Annotated in this window: 15 protein-coding genes and 3 pseudogenes; 9 read left to right on the top strand and 9 right to left on the bottom strand. The window is 60.3% G+C overall.

Annotation, left to right across the window (positions count from 1 at the left end):
* Positions 1–74 precede the first annotated feature (74 nt).
* From ccmI to IVA80_RS20635, 4 genes are read left to right on the top strand one after another with little or no spacing between them, the layout of a single operon-like run.
* Positions 75–1,184 carry a c-type cytochrome biogenesis protein CcmI gene (gene ccmI / locus IVA80_RS20620; protein ID WP_247434395.1) on the top strand — a complete coding sequence of 370 codons (1,110 nt, stop codon included), beginning with the start codon at positions 75–77 and terminating at the stop codon, positions 1,182–1,184.
* A 3-nt stretch (positions 1,185–1,187) separates the two neighbouring features.
* Entirely contained in the window at positions 1,188–1,685 is a 498-nt protein-coding gene (ccmE, locus tag IVA80_RS20625; protein ID WP_247434350.1) for a cytochrome c maturation protein CcmE, read from the top strand.
* Positions 1,682–3,682 carry a heme lyase CcmF/NrfE family subunit gene (locus tag IVA80_RS20630; protein WP_247434353.1) on the top strand — a complete coding sequence of 667 codons (2,001 nt, stop codon included), beginning with the start codon at positions 1,682–1,684 and terminating at the stop codon, positions 3,680–3,682. Before ccmE ends, IVA80_RS20630 begins: the two co-directional genes overlap by 4 nt.
* Complete coding sequence (locus tag IVA80_RS20635) at positions 3,679–4,155, top strand: cytochrome c-type biogenesis protein (RefSeq protein WP_247434356.1); 477 nt, start codon at positions 3,679–3,681, stop codon at positions 4,153–4,155. Before IVA80_RS20630 ends, IVA80_RS20635 begins: the two co-directional genes overlap by 4 nt.
* A 97-nt stretch (positions 4,156–4,252) precedes the next feature.
* Here IVA80_RS20635 and ccmB read toward each other — a convergent pair whose 3' ends face one another.
* The 3 genes from ccmB to hemA all read right to left on the bottom strand — a co-directional run bounded on the left by ccmB (position 4,253) and on the right by hemA (position 7,513).
* Positions 4,253–4,915: a heme exporter protein CcmB gene (ccmB, locus tag IVA80_RS20640; RefSeq protein ID WP_028141256.1), complete on the bottom strand. Its 663-nt coding sequence runs from the start codon at positions 4,913–4,915 to the stop codon at positions 4,253–4,255.
* 130 nt (positions 4,916–5,045) lie between these two features.
* Complete coding sequence (gene ccmA, locus IVA80_RS20645; RefSeq protein ID WP_247434359.1) at positions 5,046–5,672, bottom strand: heme ABC exporter ATP-binding protein CcmA; 627 nt, start codon at positions 5,670–5,672, stop codon at positions 5,046–5,048.
* A 482-nt stretch (positions 5,673–6,154) separates the two neighbouring features.
* Complete coding sequence (gene hemA, locus IVA80_RS20650; RefSeq protein WP_247434362.1) at positions 6,155–7,513, bottom strand: 5-aminolevulinate synthase; 1,359 nt, start codon at positions 7,511–7,513, stop codon at positions 6,155–6,157.
* A 1,459-nt stretch (positions 7,514–8,972) separates the two neighbouring features.
* Between hemA and IVA80_RS20655 the strand changes: the two genes are divergently transcribed.
* From IVA80_RS20655 to IVA80_RS20665, 3 genes are all read left to right on the top strand, one after another.
* Positions 8,973–9,647: a cytochrome P460 family protein gene (locus IVA80_RS20655; protein WP_247434365.1), complete on the top strand. Its 675-nt coding sequence runs from the start codon at positions 8,973–8,975 to the stop codon at positions 9,645–9,647.
* 11 nt (positions 9,648–9,658) lie between these two features.
* Positions 9,659–10,228 carry a cytochrome P460 family protein gene (locus IVA80_RS20660; RefSeq protein ID WP_247296392.1) on the top strand — a complete coding sequence of 190 codons (570 nt, stop codon included), beginning with the start codon at positions 9,659–9,661 and terminating at the stop codon, positions 10,226–10,228.
* Between the two features lie 132 nt (positions 10,229–10,360).
* Positions 10,361–11,410: a hypothetical protein gene (locus IVA80_RS20665; protein ID WP_247434370.1), complete on the top strand. Its 1,050-nt coding sequence runs from the start codon at positions 10,361–10,363 to the stop codon at positions 11,408–11,410.
* A 222-nt stretch (positions 11,411–11,632) separates the two neighbouring features.
* On the opposite strand, the pseudogene IVA80_RS20670 reads toward IVA80_RS20665, so the two are convergent.
* The 5 genes and pseudogenes from IVA80_RS20670 to IVA80_RS20690 all read right to left on the bottom strand — a co-directional run.
* Positions 11,633–11,914 (bottom strand): annotated as a pseudogene (locus IVA80_RS20670) (IS3 family transposase); the annotation flags it as partial.
* A 1,064-nt stretch (positions 11,915–12,978) separates the two neighbouring features.
* Positions 12,979–13,491, bottom strand: a complete 513-nt coding sequence (msrA, locus tag IVA80_RS20675; RefSeq protein WP_247334933.1) for a peptide-methionine (S)-S-oxide reductase MsrA — start codon at positions 13,489–13,491, stop codon at positions 12,979–12,981.
* A 2-nt stretch (positions 13,492–13,493) separates the two neighbouring features.
* Positions 13,494–13,677, bottom strand: a pseudogene (locus IVA80_RS20680) (peptide-methionine (R)-S-oxide reductase); the annotation flags it as partial.
* Positions 13,678–13,777: 100 nt separating this feature from the next.
* Positions 13,778–14,167 (bottom strand): hypothetical protein, encoded by a 390-nt coding sequence (locus tag IVA80_RS20685; protein ID WP_247434374.1) that lies wholly within the window; start codon positions 14,165–14,167, stop codon positions 13,778–13,780.
* Between the two features lie 767 nt (positions 14,168–14,934).
* Positions 14,935–15,369 carry a hypothetical protein gene (locus tag IVA80_RS20690; protein ID WP_247434377.1) on the bottom strand — a complete coding sequence of 145 codons (435 nt, stop codon included), beginning with the start codon at positions 15,367–15,369 and terminating at the stop codon, positions 14,935–14,937.
* A 250-nt stretch (positions 15,370–15,619) separates the two neighbouring features.
* Between IVA80_RS20690 and IVA80_RS20695 the strand changes: the two genes are divergently transcribed.
* Both IVA80_RS20695 and IVA80_RS20700 read left to right on the top strand, forming a co-directional pair.
* A complete protein-coding gene (locus IVA80_RS20695) occupies positions 15,620–16,174 on the top strand; it encodes a DUF1003 domain-containing protein (RefSeq protein WP_247434380.1) in 555 nt (184 codons plus the stop codon).
* Positions 16,175–16,567: 393 nt separating this feature from the next.
* Complete coding sequence (locus tag IVA80_RS20700; protein WP_247434383.1) at positions 16,568–17,254, top strand: antibiotic biosynthesis monooxygenase; 687 nt, start codon at positions 16,568–16,570, stop codon at positions 17,252–17,254.
* 409 nt (positions 17,255–17,663) lie between these two features.
* On the opposite strand, the pseudogene IVA80_RS38640 reads toward IVA80_RS20700, so the two are convergent.
* A pseudogene (locus tag IVA80_RS38640) lies at positions 17,664–17,760 on the bottom strand (IS21-like element helper ATPase IstB); the annotation flags it as partial.

Genomic DNA, 17,760 nt, shown 5'->3' on the forward strand with positions numbered 1-17,760 from the left:
CGATTTTCAAGCGCGCCGGATGCCCGAAAACGTGGTACGTTACGAATTGGCGAAAACGGACGGAGGCCTTGAACGTGCTCTGGGCCGTCTTCGCAATGATGACCTTTGCAATCGTGCTGGCGCTGGCCCGGTCGCTCTCCGAGCGGCGTGAGAGCTTTGGCGGTCACGATTCCGACGTGGCCTTCTATCGCGGCCTTCTGGCCGAGGCGGATGATGACGTCCGCTGCGGACTCGTAGGGCCCGAGGATGCCATGGCCACGCGTGCCGAGATCGGGCGCCGGCTGCTTGCGTCACTCGACTCCGCGTCGGAGAGCCGGCCGCATGCGTGGCCGCGCTGGCAGCCGAGACGCACTGCCGCGGCCTTGGCGATCGCCCTAGTGCTGCCACTCGTGGCTCTCGCGTCGTATCTCAAGGTCGGCGCTCCCAACCAGCCTGATATGCCGATCGCATCGAGGCGCACGGGTGAGGACTTCACTCTCGCTGCCGCGATTTCCGAAGTCGAGACGCGTCTGAAGGGTCACCCCAATGATGGCCGCGGATTCCAGGTTGTCGCGCCAATTTACCTGCGCATGGGAAGGTTTCAGGATGCGGCGCATGCGTATAGGGCGGCGCTACGGCTGCTCGGCGAAAATGCGGAGGAGCGTGCGTCTCTTGGGCAGGCGCTGACGATGGCTGCCGACGGCGTTGTGACTGCAGAAGCACGCGGTGCCATTGACCAAGCACTCGTGGATGATCCCAAACAGCCTCTGGCCCGATTCTTCCATGCGCTCGCAGTAGAGCAAGATGGCGACACAGATCGGGCGAGACAACTTTGGGAGGCGCTGGAGGCCGATACGCCAGCCGGCGCCCCGTGGATCGATGCCGTCCGCCAACACCTGGATAAGTCTTCTAGGCCAACTCAATCAAAAGCAGAAGCCGGCCGAAGCCGGACTGAAATCGCGGCGCTTCCACCGGAGCAGCGGAGAGACGCGATCCGCGGGATGGTGGGAGGACTGGCCGAGAAGCTTTCGAAGGATGGCCATGACCTTCAGGGATGGCTGCAACTGATTAGGTCCTACGTCGTATTGGGTGAACGCCAGAAGGCCGAGGCGGCCGTCGCAAGTGCGCGCGCCCGGTTAGCAGAAGATGCGCAAGCGCCAGAGCGCATCGATGAACTCGTCAGTCAGCTTGGTTTGAAGAGGTAGACTTTGACCAGAAAGGGCAGGCGCATCGCTATCATCAGCGCAGCAGGCTTCACCTTGGCCATCGCGGTTGGGCTCATCCTGTTTGCGTTGCGTGACAGCATCGTCTTCTTCTACGGGCCGACCGAGATGGCCGAAAAGGCGCCGCCGCGAGGAACCCGTCTGCGCATCGGTGGCCTGGTGAAACGTGGCTCACTTACCTATGGCGGATCGTCGACTGTCGTCTTCGCGGTGACCGACCTGAAGTACGACATCCAGGTCAGCTACACCGGATTGCTGCCGGATCTCTTCCGTGAAGGACAAGGCGTCGTGGCCGAGGGCACGGTGGAGGGACCGGGCGTCTTTCATGCGGATACCGTGTTCGCCAAACACGACGAGCGATACATGCCCAAGGACGTAGCCGACAAACTCAAGCAATCAGGCATTTGGCGGAACGAAAATGCGCGTGGGCGCAATAGCGCGGCCTTCCACGAAACACCACAACGGGGCGGACCGAAAGGATGATCGTCGAAACCGGACATTACGCGCTCGCTCTGGCTCTCGCCGTCGCGCTGCTTCAGTCAGTTCTGCCGCTCTGGGGGACCCGCAGTGGCGATTCTGGGCTGACTTCCATTGCGGTCCCAGCTGCAATTACCCAGTTCCTGCTGTTGGGCTATGCCTTCGCGGCCCTGACTTACGCTCATGTGGTGTCCGACTTCAGTCTCGTGACAGTCGCCGAGAACTCGCTCACGACCAAACCACTCGTGTACAAACTCGCCGGCGTCTGGGGCAATCACGAAGGATCCATGCTGCTTTGGGTTCTGATCCTCGCGGCCTTCGGAGCGGCAGTTGCGATTCTCGGGCGCGGCATGGCAAAGGAATTGCGCGCCAATACACTAACGGTCCAAGGCTGGATCTCCTTTGCCTTCCTCTGCTTCATCCTGTTCACCTCCGATCCCTTCGTTCGACGGTTTCCGGCGCCCTTTGAAGGCCAGGATCTCAATCCGCTGCTTCAAGATGCGGGCCTTGCAATACACCCACCGCTCCTTTACCTCGGTTATGTCGGCTCCTCGATCGTGTTCTCGTTCGCGGTGGCGGCGCTGATCAGCGGACGGTTGGACGCCGCTTGGGCCCGCTACGTTCGGCCTTGGATACTGATTGCCTGGATATTTCTAACGCTTGGCATAGCCATGGGCTCGTACTGGGCCTATTACACCCTCGGCTGGGGCGGGTTCTGGTTCTGGGATCCGGTCGAAAACGCGTCACTCATGCCCTGGCTTGCGGGTACCGCGCTCCTGCATTCGGCCGCCGTTATGGAGAAACGCGAAGCCCTCAAGATCTGGACACTGTTCCTGGCGATACTTACATTCTCGCTATCGCTGCTCGGCACCTTCCTGGTGCGTTCAGGAGTGCTGACCTCCGTTCATTCGTTTGCCAGCGACCCGACGCGCGGCGTCTTCATCCTGATCATCCTGAGCACGTTCATTGGCGGTTCCCTCGCGCTTTATGCTTGGCGTGCGCCTTCCCTGAGCCAACGTGGTCTGTTCGCGCCCGTGTCACGCGAGAGCGCGCTCGCAGTCAACAACCTGCTGCTCACCGCCTGCTGCGCTACGGTCCTGACCGGCACGCTCTATCCGCTCGCGCTTGAGGCTCTGACCGGGGACAAGATTTCGGTCGGTGCACCGTTTTTCAATTTGACCCTCGGTCCGCTACTAGCGTTGATCGTTCTGCTGATGCCGATCGGTCAGTCGCTCGCCTGGAAGCGTGGCGACCTGCTCGGCGCGGCGCAGCGGGCGACGGTTGCAGCCTTGGGGGGCCTCGTGGTCGCACTTGTGCTCGTTGCCGTCATCCGAGGCGGCCCTGTCCTCGCCACGGTTGGCCTCGGCCTCGCCGTCTACCTCATAGTCGGTTCGTTCGCCGATGTGATGTCGCGTATCCGGGCACGTGGGCAGCCCATTCGAGTGATGCTGGCCCGCGCGGTCGGGCTGCCGCGCTCCGCCTGGGGTGCTGCTATCGCTCACGCTGGCCTTGGCGTGACACTTATGGGCTTGGCGGCGACCGGTTGGGGCGTGGAGCGGATCGCGACCGTCAAGCTAGGCCAGGGGATCGATCTCGGGCCTTATCAAGCGACTATCGAAAATCTACAATCGCGACAGGGCCCGAACTACTCCGAAGTCCTGGCCTACACGGTCATAAGCCGGGGCGGCGCGGCCGTGGCCACCGTCGAGCCCGCCAAGCGCAGTTTTCCCGTACGACAGACTACCGTCAGCGAGGCTGGCATCGTGACGCTGGGTTTTGGCCAGATCTACATTTCGCTTGGGGACCAGCACCCGGATGGTTCGATCGATGCGCGCATGTTCTGGAAGCCGCTTGTGACGGCCATCTGGATAGGCGGCGTCATCATGGCGTTTGGAGGGATCGTGTCGTTGTCTGATAGACGCCTCAGAATCGGCTTCGCGCGCCGCGCGGTTCGCGTCCGCGCCGCAGCTAACCCCGCAGCAGCGCCGCAGGCCGCCGAATGACTCCGCTTCGTCGCATTCTTCTGCTTTCGATCGTATACGCAGGCCTCGCGCCTGGCTTGGCCAGGGCGGTGCAGCCAGACGAGGTCCTGCCCAACCCGAACCTTGAGGCGCGCGCGCGCGATATTTCCGCCGGACTGCGCTGCCTGGTCTGCCAAAACCAGTCGATCGACGATTCGAAAGCAGAATTCGCGCGGGATCTCCGGCTGCTGGTGCGCGAACGCCTTAACCTCGGCGAGAGCGACGAGCAGGTCCGCGACTTTCTGGTGAAGCGTTATGGGAACTTTATCCTGCTGAGATCACCGCTCGACTTGGAAACCACCTTCCTCTGGGGAATGCCGGCTTTGGTGCTCGCAACGGGCGGGATCGCTCTCCTGTTCAGATTGCGACGCCTGCAACCTACGCCGGCGGCGCCCCTGAGCCAAGCCGAGCGGGATCGGCTCGCGGCCTTGTTAGACGCGGATACTCCGCTATAGGCATTGCCCGATGATCAAGTCGTCTTAGCTTGGGAAGCGTGCGGAGTCGTTCCGCGACGGCGAGCTCACAAGCAAACCCTTCCGCTGCATGCGCTTGTCATTCTCCCGCCCCGCGAAGTGCCGCGGCTGCGGCGATTGGGGCGAGGGCGATGGATGCAAGTCCCAGAGCGCAGAGAACCAGGAACGGTGTCAGAACGGGCGCTGTGCCACTCTGCGCCGCGGAGACACCGAAGATCAGCACTGGTACGGCTAGCGGTACAACGAGGATCGAAAGCAGAAGACCACCCCGCCGCAGCGTGACGGTAAGCGCTGCACCGATCGCTCCCAGGAAGGTGAAAGTTGGCGTACCCACCAACAAGGTCGCTGCTACCGCCCAGAGCGCCGAGCCGTCCAAGTCCAACATCAGGCCAAACAAAGGCGAGAGCAGAACGAGCGGTAGCCCTGTAACAAACCAGTGGGCCATGCACTTCACCAGAACAATGAGTTCTAGCGGCGTCGGCGACAGCAACATCTGGTCCAGCGAACCGTCCTCGTGATCCGCCTGGAACAGACGGTCAAGGCCCAATAGACTCGCGAGGAGCGCCGCTATCCACAGAATGGCTGGACCGATGCGCGACAGCAAGCGCAGGTCAGGTCCAATCGCGAAAGGCACCACAGTTACGAGACTGAGGAAGAAGACCAGGCCAAGAACTCCGCCTCCGCCGATGCGACGCGCCAGCGTGACGTCGCGAAGAAAAACGACGAGGAGAATACGGATCATGGCCCCCATCCGGCGTCGCCATTGCGTCGAGACCGTTCCGGGAAAATCGGAAAAGCGGCGTGACCTCTTCTCTCCCGACCCTGAGACAGACGGCTATAAGGATGCCGGCCGCCCCTCAGCGGGAAGACACTCACCTCGCTCCGAGCCTGACTTGGATTGTCCCCGGCAGACCGAGTGGTTCGTGGGTGGCGGCGAGCATCAATCCTCCGCTTCCGAGATGGTCCGCGACAATAGTCTTGAGCAAGGCTCGTGCGTGCCGGTCTAGCGCCGTTAGCGGCTCGTCGAGCAGCCATAGAGGGCGATCGGCAACCAGGAGCCGGGCCAATGCGACACGGCGACGCTGCCCCGCGGAGAGATAGCCAACGGGCAAATCGAGAACGTGGGCTAACTCCAGACGCTCCAGTGCGTCTAACGGGGTTAGCCGACCTCGGCCCAAAATTCCCAGGCCGATCTCGAGGTTTTCGCGGGCGGTCAACGCTGATTTCAGCCCGTCGAGATGACCCACGTAGTGGAGGCGCTCTGCCAAGGGCGCTGAATCCATGGCTTCGGACTCCACCAGTGACATGCGACCAGATCCCAATGGCAAGAAACCGGCGATAGCGCGCAAAAGAGTGGATTTGCCCACGCCATTGGGACCCGTCACTTCGGCGAGTTGGCTCGAGCCAAGTTGCAAATACACTCCGCCTAACACCACGCGCTCGCCGCGCGCGACGGACAGATCCTCGATCAAGAGATGACACCGCTGCGTGATATCCATTTTTATTTCCGGTTGCCCGTTGTCTCGCTCGGATCGCTTTCGAACGCCGGGTTGGAGGGCTTATCGAAATGAACGATTCTGGATCAGCATGTTCGAACGAAGGGCGGCGCCGTTGGGGAGAACCGCCCAACAGGATGACGAAGGTCAATTCTTCGGGGCTGCCCACTAGAAGAATGCGAGCCCTATTGTGATCGTAAGCAGCAAGATCTGCCACGCGATGACCCATGCAACGTAGCAGCGTGATAGAAGGAGTGGATTGGGTCGCATCACATCTTTTAACCGAAAGCGTGTCGAAAAGGGGCGGGTCTCTCCTCAAACGGCTTTCTTTGGCTGGTCCGTCGTCCCAACTTGGCTGCCTCGGCCGCAACCTGGGAGCCGCGAGGCCTTCCCAGCGTGGTCCGCGCCCGCCGGGTAGCCGATGCCCCTCCGATGCACAATGTTGGGGGAGGCGGTTGCGAAGGGGGCGCTCCCAAGCACGGCTCTCAGGCAAGAGAGAGGGTCTCCCAAGTCTCAGCGAGCGCAGCTGCGAGTTCCGCTATGTGGCTATCGCCGTGATATGGCGAGGGCGTGATGCGGAGACGCTCGGTCCCACGGGGAACGGTCGGATAGTTGATTGGCTGGATGTAAATGGCGTGGCGCTCTAGAAGACGATCGGCTGCCGCCTTACACAATTCCGCATCGCCGACAATCACAGGCACGATGTGGGTGTCGGTCGGGAAGACCGGAAGCCCGGCGGCTTTGAGCGCCCGCTTCGTTGCAGCGGCTTGCCGTTGGTGTGCTTCGCGCTCGGCAGACGAGTGCTTCAGGTAACGAACGGACGCACGGGCTGCGGCGGCAATTGGTGGAGGGAGTGCCGTCGTGAAGATGAATCCGGGCGCGAAGCTGCGCACCGCGTCGCAGATCGATCGCGACGCCGCGATATAGCCGCCAACGCAGCCGAATCCCTTGGCGAGGGTACCCTCGATCACGGTCACGCGGTGCATCACGCCATCACGCTCGCTGATCCCGGCACCGTGACCGCCATAGAGGCCAACCGCGTGAACCTCATCGAGGTAGGTCATCGCGCCATACCGGTCCGCGAGGTCGCAGATGGCGCCGATCGGCGCCACATCGCCATCCATCGAGTATACGGACTCGAACACGACAAGCTTGGGGCGGTCTCCTGCCTCGCGCAGCAACGACTCAAGGTGACCGAGATCGTTGTGCCGGAAAATCCGCTTTTCGCAATTTGATTGGCGGACGCCTTCGATAATCGAATTGTGGTTATCTGCATCAGATAAGACCACGCAGCCTGGGATCAGCTTACCGATGGTCGAGATGCTGGCCTGATTCGATACGTACCCGGAGGTAAAGACGAGGCTCGCTTCCTTGCCATGCAGATCAGCGAGCTCGCCCTCCAAATCAACCAAGGGGGAATTATTGCCGGCGATGTTGCGCGTTCCACCCGCTCCTGCGCCGCAGCGGTGTGCCGCTGCGGTCAGTGCACTCACGACTTCCGGGTGCTGTCCCATACCGAGATAGTCATTCGAGCACCAAACCGTGATTTCCCTAACAGTTCCGTCAGACCGGCGCCATTTGGCGGCTGGGAAGCGGCCGGAGATCCGTTCGATGTCGGCGAAGACGCGATAACGTTGCTCCCCGTGCAGGCGCTCAAGACAGCCGTGGAAATGACGCTCGTAAGCTTCGGCCGCACAATTGTGATCGTCCGCAGCGAACGTCCCGTTGGGCGGCGTCAATGCTCGTTCCCCCGGCACTACGTCCACACACAAAAGTCTGCTACTGACGTTTCCGTGTGGCTGATGCCTTGCTTGCCAACTCGCTGGTACGTCCAGATCATCCATCTCAATCTCTCCTGACCGTCCCTCGACCGTAGCTCATCACGCATTCGCGCTCGTATTAGTTATAGTTTGCATGAGGTCCGGTTATGGTCGGGTGCCGCCTGAGCCAGCTTACAACTGGCCCGCCTGCGTCCATTTCGGAAAACCGCACGCCCGTTCTGGTGCAACTATCAGCGAGGCGGCTTTGCCGTCCTCTCCGTGACAGCGGCTGAATTGCAGAGCGTAGAGACGTGCCTTGCGTGAGGTCCGAATGCATACCTGTTCTACGATGCGGCCCTTTCCATGACGACGGTATGGTCCGCCCTTTGTATGGTGGCAAGCCGATGAGCAACCAGGATCGTGGTGCGTCAGTCGTTGTGCGATCAGCGCCTACTCCAACTCGCTCGTTCCCGAGTCGAGCGTGGAAGCCGCCGTTCACGATCGCGCGGGCGATAGCGAGGCGCTGGCGTTGACCGATTGAGAGCGTCACTCCGCGCCTGCCGACCGACGTGTCGTATCCTTCTGGCGGCGGCGCGTGGTGAAACAATCAGCTGCCGCTTTGGTCACGCCCTGCGCACCTGGTCGATCAGGCCTCCCGCCGACAAAGCGGATCTTCTCGGCGATGCTGCCGGAGAAGATCCGAGATCCTCAGGCAAGAGGGCGAACTGCCGCCTGAGGTGCTGGGATCTAGCGTCGCGCGGTCAGTTGCGGCGAAGCGGGTCGCATCAACATTCGTTTCCAGCGAAGCGCTTCTGTGCCTTCGTCCTTCGAGGCGTTGCACGATGCGCTCGGCGCGCAGATGCAAACGCCACTAGGGTCACGAGGTTGTCCTGAGCACCGGAACAGCATCAGTCCAGCGAGATCGGACTACACGGGCCGGATCAGCAAGCTGGGCAATGGTTCGTTGCGCATGGCACTCTACGATGTTGCCCATATCATGCTACCAAGCCGCTCAGGGGCTGTTCACAACTGAAGAGCTGGGCCGGTGCGGATCGCCAACATGAGCAAGGCCAAGGTGGGGCTCCCGGCCGACTAGCGGTGAGCATGCAAGGCATGCTTGCAAAAGCAGGCTCTTGAGCTGGACAGGAAGCGCGAAACAGTTCGGGCAGGCTACGCTACCAGGCCTACTCGAAACGAAGTGCTTTAGCTGGACGATGGATCACAAGGCCGTACGCTTCGCGGTGAGTAACAATCGTGCGGATTAGATTGCCCAAGCGCAATCTCTCCAATCAATCGATTGTCACGCCGGTGACTCCGAATCATTTCGGCATGCGTTGCGCGGGCGAAACGCTCGTTATCGCCAAACATAGATAGTTCGAGAGGACATCATTCCCGACGGGTATCGATTGCATGCCCCTTCGTTGCTTTCGCACATAGGCACGCACGTTTAATCTGACTTGTGCGTAGTTGATGAGACCGCCTGCGCACGAATGCCGCCACTACAGCATTCGGTGACATTATAGCTGGTCAGAGGAGAGAGATCATGAGACGCACAGTATTAGCACTATCCGCCGTCCTCGGTGCTAGCGCTATAGCGACCGCAGTCTTCGCACAGCAACCTCAGCTACCACCACCCGACGATTGGCACGCCACCGGCCGGTATCTTCCTGAATACACGAAAGATGGCGAGCTTATTCTGCCAAAGAACTTCCACGAATGGGTTTATGTCGGTTCGCCACTGACGCCAAACTTCTTAAACCCCCCTCAAGCAAACTTCCCAGAATTTCACAACGTCTATATCGAGCCTGGTTCTTACGATATTTACAAGAAAACAGGTGTCTTCCCCGAAGGAACAATCTTCGTGAAAGAACTGCAGCTCATGCAGCCCGCCACTCATCCGGACGGTTCGAGAACTGAGCCATCTGGGAAGGGATTCTTCCCGGGCGCCTTCAACGGCGCGGATGTGACGGTCAAGGACAGCGAGAGATATAAGGCAACCAACGGCTGGGGCTACTACAACTTCAACCACCATGAACCCAAGGCAGCCACCGCGAAAGTCCGGCCAATCGAGGAATGCGCCTATTGCCACATTGCGAGTGCGAAACGGGATGACGTATGGACGCAGTTCTACGGGTTGCTCGACCAGGTGCCGGTGCCGCCTGGCCAGAACTCTTCTAAAAAAATGCCGCCCAGCCAGAATCCTTCGATTACAAAGTAGGAAAACCTGTGATGACATTTCTCAGAAGTGCGGCCGTGGCGTCCGCGTCCTTCATCGTAGTTACGGTCGGGTGTCTTGTTTCGCAGCCCGTAGCCAGCCAGCCCGCCCCTGCGCAGGAACAACTTGTTGATGCGGCAGGCAACATGCATATCCCGAAGAACTACCGAACCACCTACGAATTCCTTGGGAGTTGGTCTGTCGCAGGTGACAAAGGCGCTAAGCAAATTCACGTCGTCTACGCTTCGCCCGGAACTGCGGCAAGCTATCGCACAACGGGCGAATTTCCCCAAGGTTCGATCCTGGTGAAGGAGGTTTACGACGCGGCCACTTCGGATATGACGACTGGAACGGTCAGCCATCAAGAACTTCTCAAAGGTTGGTTCATGATGGTGAAGGACAGTAAGAACAGCCACCCCGATAATAAGTTGTGGGGCAACGGCTGGGGCTGGTCTTGGTTCGACGCGGGCGATCCCGTGAAAACGACCTCAACGAACTTTCGCTCAGATTGCCTGGGCTGCCACATCCCAGCCAAGGCGACTGACTGGATCTATGTCCATGGCTATCCCGGACTAAAGAAGTGACGGATCGTTAGCCACGTCCGCTTGGATGTCGTGGGTAATACCAGATGCGTGGGTAATACCAGACTGGATGCAGAAAAAGGTAGGGTTATGAAGCACAGTAAAAAGTTCAGCAGATGCATTTGTGGATCGATGATGATCTTTCTTCTGTCGTTTTCGGCACCCCAAGGGAGTCTAGCAGCCGGTCCGGTAACCTACAAAAAAATCACAAAGCAATTCCTCACGTCGGGCAAAGTGGACCTTGTACGGGAGGTGGTGACCCTGCCGCTCCATCGCGGCCGTCTTGCCTCGGGAGAAACTGTTTGGTTCGTGCTTACCGACGTAAGTGACTACGCTACTTCGAAAGACATGGGGCTCACATGGGCGCCGAGTCTCGCTAAGGCAAAAGACTTGACGAGCACACGGGTTGCGGAAATTGATGAGTCGGGTAACTTCACGTTCAAATCGGGCCGGGTCGATTTCTCACCGTCACAAACGTTGGTGGGGGGGGAGGCGCCCCATTTTTTTCCGCCTAGGACGGCCCGAGCCGGATCTGTCGGGGATGTGCACTACAGCCCATTGGCTCGGGTGGCTAATCGCAAGGACATTGTCTTCAACGCTCCAGTCATCGCTTTTAATGTCGAGCCCGCGAAAATCGCGTTCTGCAACGGCAGTCCTGATTACTCTGTCGTGACGGACTCCGTGGCGAGCATCTGTCCTGACAAAGGTACCGTTGACTTGAAACTCCGGTTTGGCTTCGCAAACGGCAAACACCTGCGTTATCTTAGTTTTGACGCAAACTCCGAGGAGTCGGCGACCCTCGAGTCGTCCACCTTTGCGCCTGCGGAAAGCGACATTCTTCAGAGCGGCGCGATTGAGGTGATCTATACGATTGTGAACGGCAAGATCGGTGAGAACGATCCGAACCGCCAGGGGCTCGACAGTGCCATCAACGGAGAGGGCCCCTCGCTCGACATCCTCGCGCACTTCAAGGAGATCAGCGCCGGATACTCTCCGATGTGGGACGTACGACTCGCCGAGTGGACCCAGGAGGCTATCTCGAAGGATCAACGGAAACTGATCACTGACGGCGACGATCTCGAAGCAAAAAGTGCGTCAGGTTTGCTGGTGAGTCCTGCGGGCGGGCCCGTGAAGACGACGGGGAATCTGGTGAATTGCCCGGTCGTAGGCTTCACCGATGAATGACCTCTTGCCCACATAACTGCCGATTCCCTGCGGCAGCGGCGCGTCTCGCGTCGCCGCTCTGCCCTTGACGTTGCCCCCAAGTTTTTTCAGTTTTGAGTTCGCTCTTGCCGGCGGATTTGCCCGGTTGGGCGGTGCGAGCGACGGGAGCTGGCGCGGTGCCTTTCGGGTAGCGCAGCGCCAGATCCTGGCGCGGGTGGCAGGTCATGGCGAACTCGGACGGGTTCTCCATCCGAGCTGCGAATGCAGGCGGCGTTCGTGAGCAATCGCCCTCAGGCGCTGGCGGCGGTTAGCAGCGTCAGCCTGGGTTGTCTGATATCTCATGGTTATGCGGCAGCAGCCGCTTTACACGCCCGCCGTTCGCTCATCACGTGAGCATCCACCAGATGAGCGACAGCTTTCCGCTTCCCCGCGAGCGTCACCATTTCCTTCCCAGGAGATCCTTCAATGCCGCATTGTCAACATGGCGTCAGCCAGAAGCCGCTTCAGCTTCGTGTTCGCTTCCTTGTTGCCGTCTCGCGCTTTTCTATGCATTACGCGCGGCCATGGCCCCGCGCCGTCACGCAAGAGCGGCCCCGCAAAAAGGCCTAATTTTACTCACCAACCACGCCGAAGCGCGTGTAAAGCGAGAACGGGTTGGGCATCCACTCTCAGACGTCGTCGAACATCTGCTGCATCCCAGCTTTCGGTAGGGACGCGGATTTGGGCCTAGGTTGCCGTCCATCTCGACCCTTTGCGCTCTGGCTCCGCAGCCGATTTCCAGAGCACCTGGCAAGCGCATGAGCCTCGAAGTAGCTGACGTGCACGACGGACGGGTCGGATCGACCAGTTGAGACTTCAGCGTCATCGTCCCGTGCTGGCCGTTCGGGGTCTGCCACTTACGCGGCCCCGACCAGCCCTTAGGCTGCTCATGTTACATCCGAGCTCGATCAGCTCAGCGACCTCCCCGGCCCGGGAGCAACCAAGTTAGCGACTGCTCGGGTCGACATGCGCGCGCTATTAGACTTCGTCCATTGCCGGCCCGCGTGATCATGCCGCGCCGAGGACGCTGCAGCCGCGCCTCAGTGTCTCGTACTAGGCATTGAACAGGAATGTGAACCGCTCATCGAATGGCCGTAGTCCGTCAGATCAGCGAGAGCGATCGCCACAAAAAGCAGGTCGCGTATGTGAGGTGCCAGTTTCGCAGAGCCCGCATCGGTCATCGACTGCGTCCGTTGCGCCCGCGACGGAAATCGGTTCTCCGTCCTACTCGTTCGTGTGCCGGACTATCGCTAGAACCGCTCAAGGCCACCTGAGCACGAGCGCCGATTGGAACGGATGCGCAAAGGCAGTTGCAAGTCCTCACGATGAATTCAAATGGGCCATTCAACGCGCATAGACTCGCGCACGCCAAACGTCATCGAATGATCCAGGGCCGAGAATCTGAGGCCTTGCCCGGCCGTCCAAACCTCACCACCTTGTCGCGTTCTGAGCGACTTCGCGGAAGCGGCGAGAGCACTTTGCAAACGCTTACGACACACCCGCCGCGGGGCTGCGCGCGCGCCGCAGGCCACCGACAACGCAATCGCCCGTCAGGCGGCGTTCCTGCGCGGCAACTTCCATTGTGGACGAACACGATGGCAAGTGTAGCCGTTCGGATAGCGTTCCAGGTAATCCTGGTGCTCTGGCTCCGCCTCCCAGAAATCGCCAGCGGGCGAAAGCTCGGTCACCACTTTCCCCGGCCACAGCCCTGAGGCCTCGACGTCGGCGATGGTCTCCTGTGCGACGCGGTGCTGATCCTCGTTTATGTAGAAAATCGCCGACCTGTAGCTTGCACCCTGGTCGTTTCCCTGCCGGTTGAGAGTCGTCGGATCGTGGATCTGGAAGAAGAACTCAAGCAGGTCGCGGAAGCTAGTCTGACTCGAATCGAACCTGATCTCGATCGCTTCCGCGTGTGTGCCGTGGTGGCGGTACGTGGCATTCTCGACGTCGCCGCCGGAGTAGCCGACCCGCGTTGAGATCACACCGGGCAGGCGCCGCACCAGCTGCTGCATCCCCCAGAAGCAACCGCCTGCCAGGATCGCGCGTTCTGTAGTCCCTGCCATTTTCAGGCCTCCTGCTTTGCAAAGAACCTCACGTAGTCGCCGAATCGCTCATACCCCAATTGGTCGCGGTGGATTACGCGAAGGGGGGCCGAGTTGACGCAGTATCTCAGCCCTTCCTTGTGGCAACGCCCCGTCAGGTAAAACATGGCCGAGGTGGCTGTCTCAGTGCTTGGAGCGGACCTCTGTCTCCGTGTATGCCTGCGAGCTGTCACCGTTCTCGAGGACACTTGCGGCCTCGAGATGCCGCTTTTCATTTCGAGCGCGGCGCAATCATGAACATCGCCGGTTATGTCAGCGCTCTCGGCATGAAGCAGCGAATGTGCGGTTGGTCGGTCATTTGAAAACCGGAGCTATACCACACCCATACCAACGTGCTATGGTCCAAGTTCGGCTCGGTAACGAGGGCATCGTCGGGAACATCAACCCACTCGGTATCGCCCTTCTTCATGTCCTGACCGTTGGAGGCGGATCTGTAGAGGTCGGCGGTCTTGGGCACCATAACCCTGTAATGGCTTTCCTTCTTGTTTTGAGTGGTCCATTCGACATCCCGCAGATGTAGGGCGTCGGAGCCATCACAGCAGGGGCCAGACTTACTACGGAGCTTCGCAAACCACGGGTTCAGCTCCGGGTGCATTGCATCATGGCCGTTGGAAGATGGCAGGTTCATCGTCAACATTAGGGCGCTCGCGAGCACGCACCTGACGATCAGGTAACAAGCCGAAATGAGAGGACCGCAGTTCTCTTCGGGGGTAACACTCGACACTACGGTCCCCTTCATCCGGGCTTCCCAAAACCGGCTCCTTTGGATTGGGGCCGTCGGGGTGGAGTCAGTCTTGGGTGTGTCAACCATCCAATCACTCGGCCATACTCAAGAACGACTCACCGGGATAGTGCAGAAGCGAGCGGAAAAAGCCGACGTTCTGGTAGAGTGAAGTCAGGACTGCCGCTTGCATTCCGCTTTCGCGTCGACCAAGAAACGGCGTACGCAATGGGCACAAGACGACTTCAAAGGCGTGAAGTTCACTTCGGGCTTTGGCGGGCGCTCGCGCTTTCCGTGAAACTCGGCCATCCCGTTTCGCTGTCGAGCTCGTCGAAGCATGCGAAGAGCGGCTCGCTGGAAACGTCGACGCAGAGACCAGACTCCCTGTTGTCCCAGGATTTGTTGCAGAAGGGAGCGCTCGATCCGATCAGTCTGCGTCGCGCGATACTGCTCGGCAGTCAACTTCGAGACCGCTTCGGGGTTGTTCCTGTAGGTCGGCATTCGCCGTACTCCGTGGTGTGCTACATTAAAGATATGTACCGGGTCGTCGTCCGTCCAATCACCTCCGGCTATCGAAACGATGCCATGAGGATCGACATTGGAGGTGTTTCAATCTGCAAGGGCCTATTCAACTTCTTCCAGGAGGCGGGTCTGACACTGCTGCAACAGGACTTTGAATCGGGCTACGGCGAAGGCGTGTACCAGGGACTGCGGTACGGCGTCACCGGGCGGAAGTCTTTACGGAAAGCGAATCCAGCCCGTTCGCGCGAGCGGTCGCCGGCGGCGACGTCGTCAGCTTCACCCTTTACCGGCCGAGGTCGGGTGAGGCTCTTTGCGTCCTGCGAAATACCAGCCAGGCGAGTTTGTTCTCGGGCATCTCCCCAGGGAGCGGAGAGCATCGACCCGCCGAGGAGAGTTGAAACGCATGGAAAGCTGCACTCGAGACCGCAGTTGACGTTTTTCGCTTCAGCCGGGCACGGCGACTTAGGATCGCTCCCGTCTGCGGTGAAGTGGCGGTCACCGCCGCGCTCCATCGTGATCCTGACGGCCTTCGCGCTCGCTTCTGATTCCGTGTAGCTCGCCGCGAGCGCCTCGAGAGATAAACGATCGACTCTCATCACTCAGACTGTTCGCTCGACGCGGGGCACGCCAGCAAACTTCTCCAGTGCCGGTTGGGAGTGCGGCCTGTTGCCTCTGCATCCGAGCTGATCGTCGCGCTCGGGGAGGACGTCGGCTGCCGGCGCCAGGTACCGGGGCGCGCCCTCGCGGAGACCGCCACGAAGCTCCACGGCTCACCAAACGCGATCAGAACGTGGCAGTTGCCTGGTCGCGTCGACCTCGCGGTCGAGCGGAAGGGGTGCTAGCTGCGTGGAAGACAAGGCGGGACGTCTCGGAGGCATGGAGCCGGCCGAGCAAACCCTGCTCGTCGACCTCAGACGAACGCGCCGCTCACGTCGGCTTCAGGATATCGATGAGCCACCGACGGTTGCGCTCCTGACTCCAGGGCAACGGATAGCGGACGCGGTCGCCGCGGTCATGGGATCGTGGACCTTCATCATCGTCCAGAGCGTGATCCTGTGCGTCTGGACATCGGCCAACCTGGTGGGCGCGATCAGGCGCTCGGATCCTTACCCGCTCACTCTTCTCAATCTCGCGCTTTCGTTCCAGGCGGCCTACGCCGCGCCAGTCATCATGATGAGCCACAACCGGCAGCAGGACATCGATCGCGAGGCGGCGGAGAACGACTACCGGATCAACGTGAAGGCGGAGCTCGAGATAGAGTTGTTGCATGAGAAGATCGACCAACTGCGCGAGCGTGAAATCCTCAAGCTAACGGAGGCAGTCAGGATGCTGACCGTGCTGCTGGAGGAGCCGGCGTCGGGTGCACGCGAGTCCGATGCGGAAGGCGGAGGGCGGTCATAACCAGCGACTATCGACTTCATGGCGTGATGTCATTTTTCATTCGCCGCGCGGAAGTGCATGCTTTAACGGTACCTTGCTCATCCGGCGCACGGCCGCTTAGCGGGCTGTACGCGGCTCTCGCCCGCAGAGAGCAGCCATACGCGAATGACTGAAGCGGTTCTCGCAACCCGGGCGATGGCAGAGCTGCGCGATGGTCGAGATCCCGGAGGACGCCGCTATGAAGAGCTTCTTTCGCAACCGTATCCGAAACGTCCGACTACACCCAGGGACAGCATGTTTCCGTGCGGCTGATGGGGCCAACGGCTACACTGCCGTCCTTAGATCCTCGATCGACCGGGCAATTCTACGTCGAGAATCGACTGCGTCGCAGCACTCTAGGAGCGAGATACGAGTATGTTTTCAGTGATTTTTGAGATGCTCCCCAACAAAGAGAGTCGGGATGACTATTTCGACAACGCCGAGAGGCTGCACCCCGAGCTGGAGCAGGTCGATGGCTTCGTCGACAATATCCGATACAAGAGCCTGATTCGCGAGGGCTGGATCCTTTCGCTTTCAAACTGGCGGGACGAGAAGTCGCTTGTCCGCTGGCGCTCCCGCAGGCGTCATCATGAGGTTCAGCAGAAGGGGCGCGAGGAAATCCTCGCGGACTATCACCTGCGCGTCGGCCAGATCACTGCCGACAATCAGGTGCCGACGGGGTACGCAGTCACTGAGCAAAGGCTCGATGAGACCGAAGTCGGGGAGGGAACGACGGTGACGCTTATCAACGCGACTCGCCCCGGGGAGTGGAAGCAAACCGACAACCCGTACGATTGCGCCGAGTGGCTCGGCCTGAACCCGTGGGCTCCCGACACCACGTCCTGGGACATCTTCGAGGCCGTACTTACGCCCGGCGACCTGATTCTGCTCATATCCTGGAAGGACGCCGGTGCAGCGCGGGCCTACGAGGACGCTTACGCGCCGAATGAGACGGCACGGGTTCGGAGAGTGCGGATCGTACGCGATTATGGGAAATACGACCGTCGCGAGGCACCTCAGTACTATGCAGAGGCCCAGGGCGGTAAGGCCCTCTACGCCTGAGACCGCTCCGTCGTGAAGGCCGCCCTGCTGCGAATTAGACCGTGCGTCGGCGAAGTCGCGAGCCGCGGAGCAGCCAGCGTCGCTCTCGCGAGGTGACAGCGACGAACACGATCAAGGAGACCCGCCGAAATGAGGACGGCGGAGGCCGAGGCATCGCTGAAATCCGGGTTCTGCTAACGCGTCGCTCGTCTGGCTCCTCATCGTGTTCCGCTCGAACATCATAGCGGCCTCGTTGCGCTGGATTGGGCGATCCCTCGAAGCGTCCTTCTGTCGTCCAGTGGTGATCAGGGCTTACGTGCTCTCGTCGTCAGCGAGCGTGAGCCGGAGGCGCGCGGAAAGGTCCGTGTAAACCGATCGTGCACTGACCTGCTCTGGCTCGCCAGCTAAGACCCAAGTCAAACTCTGAATGTCAATCGGCGTTCAAATTTGACCCCGTATCGGCGTCCAATTTTGACCCCTTAGAGCGGCGGGTTTTGACGGTAGCGCTCGCCTCGTCGGAGCTGGTC

Source organism: Bradyrhizobium sp. 139, from assembly GCF_023074175.1.
Taxonomy (GTDB): Bacteria; Pseudomonadota; Alphaproteobacteria; order Rhizobiales; family Xanthobacteraceae; genus Bradyrhizobium.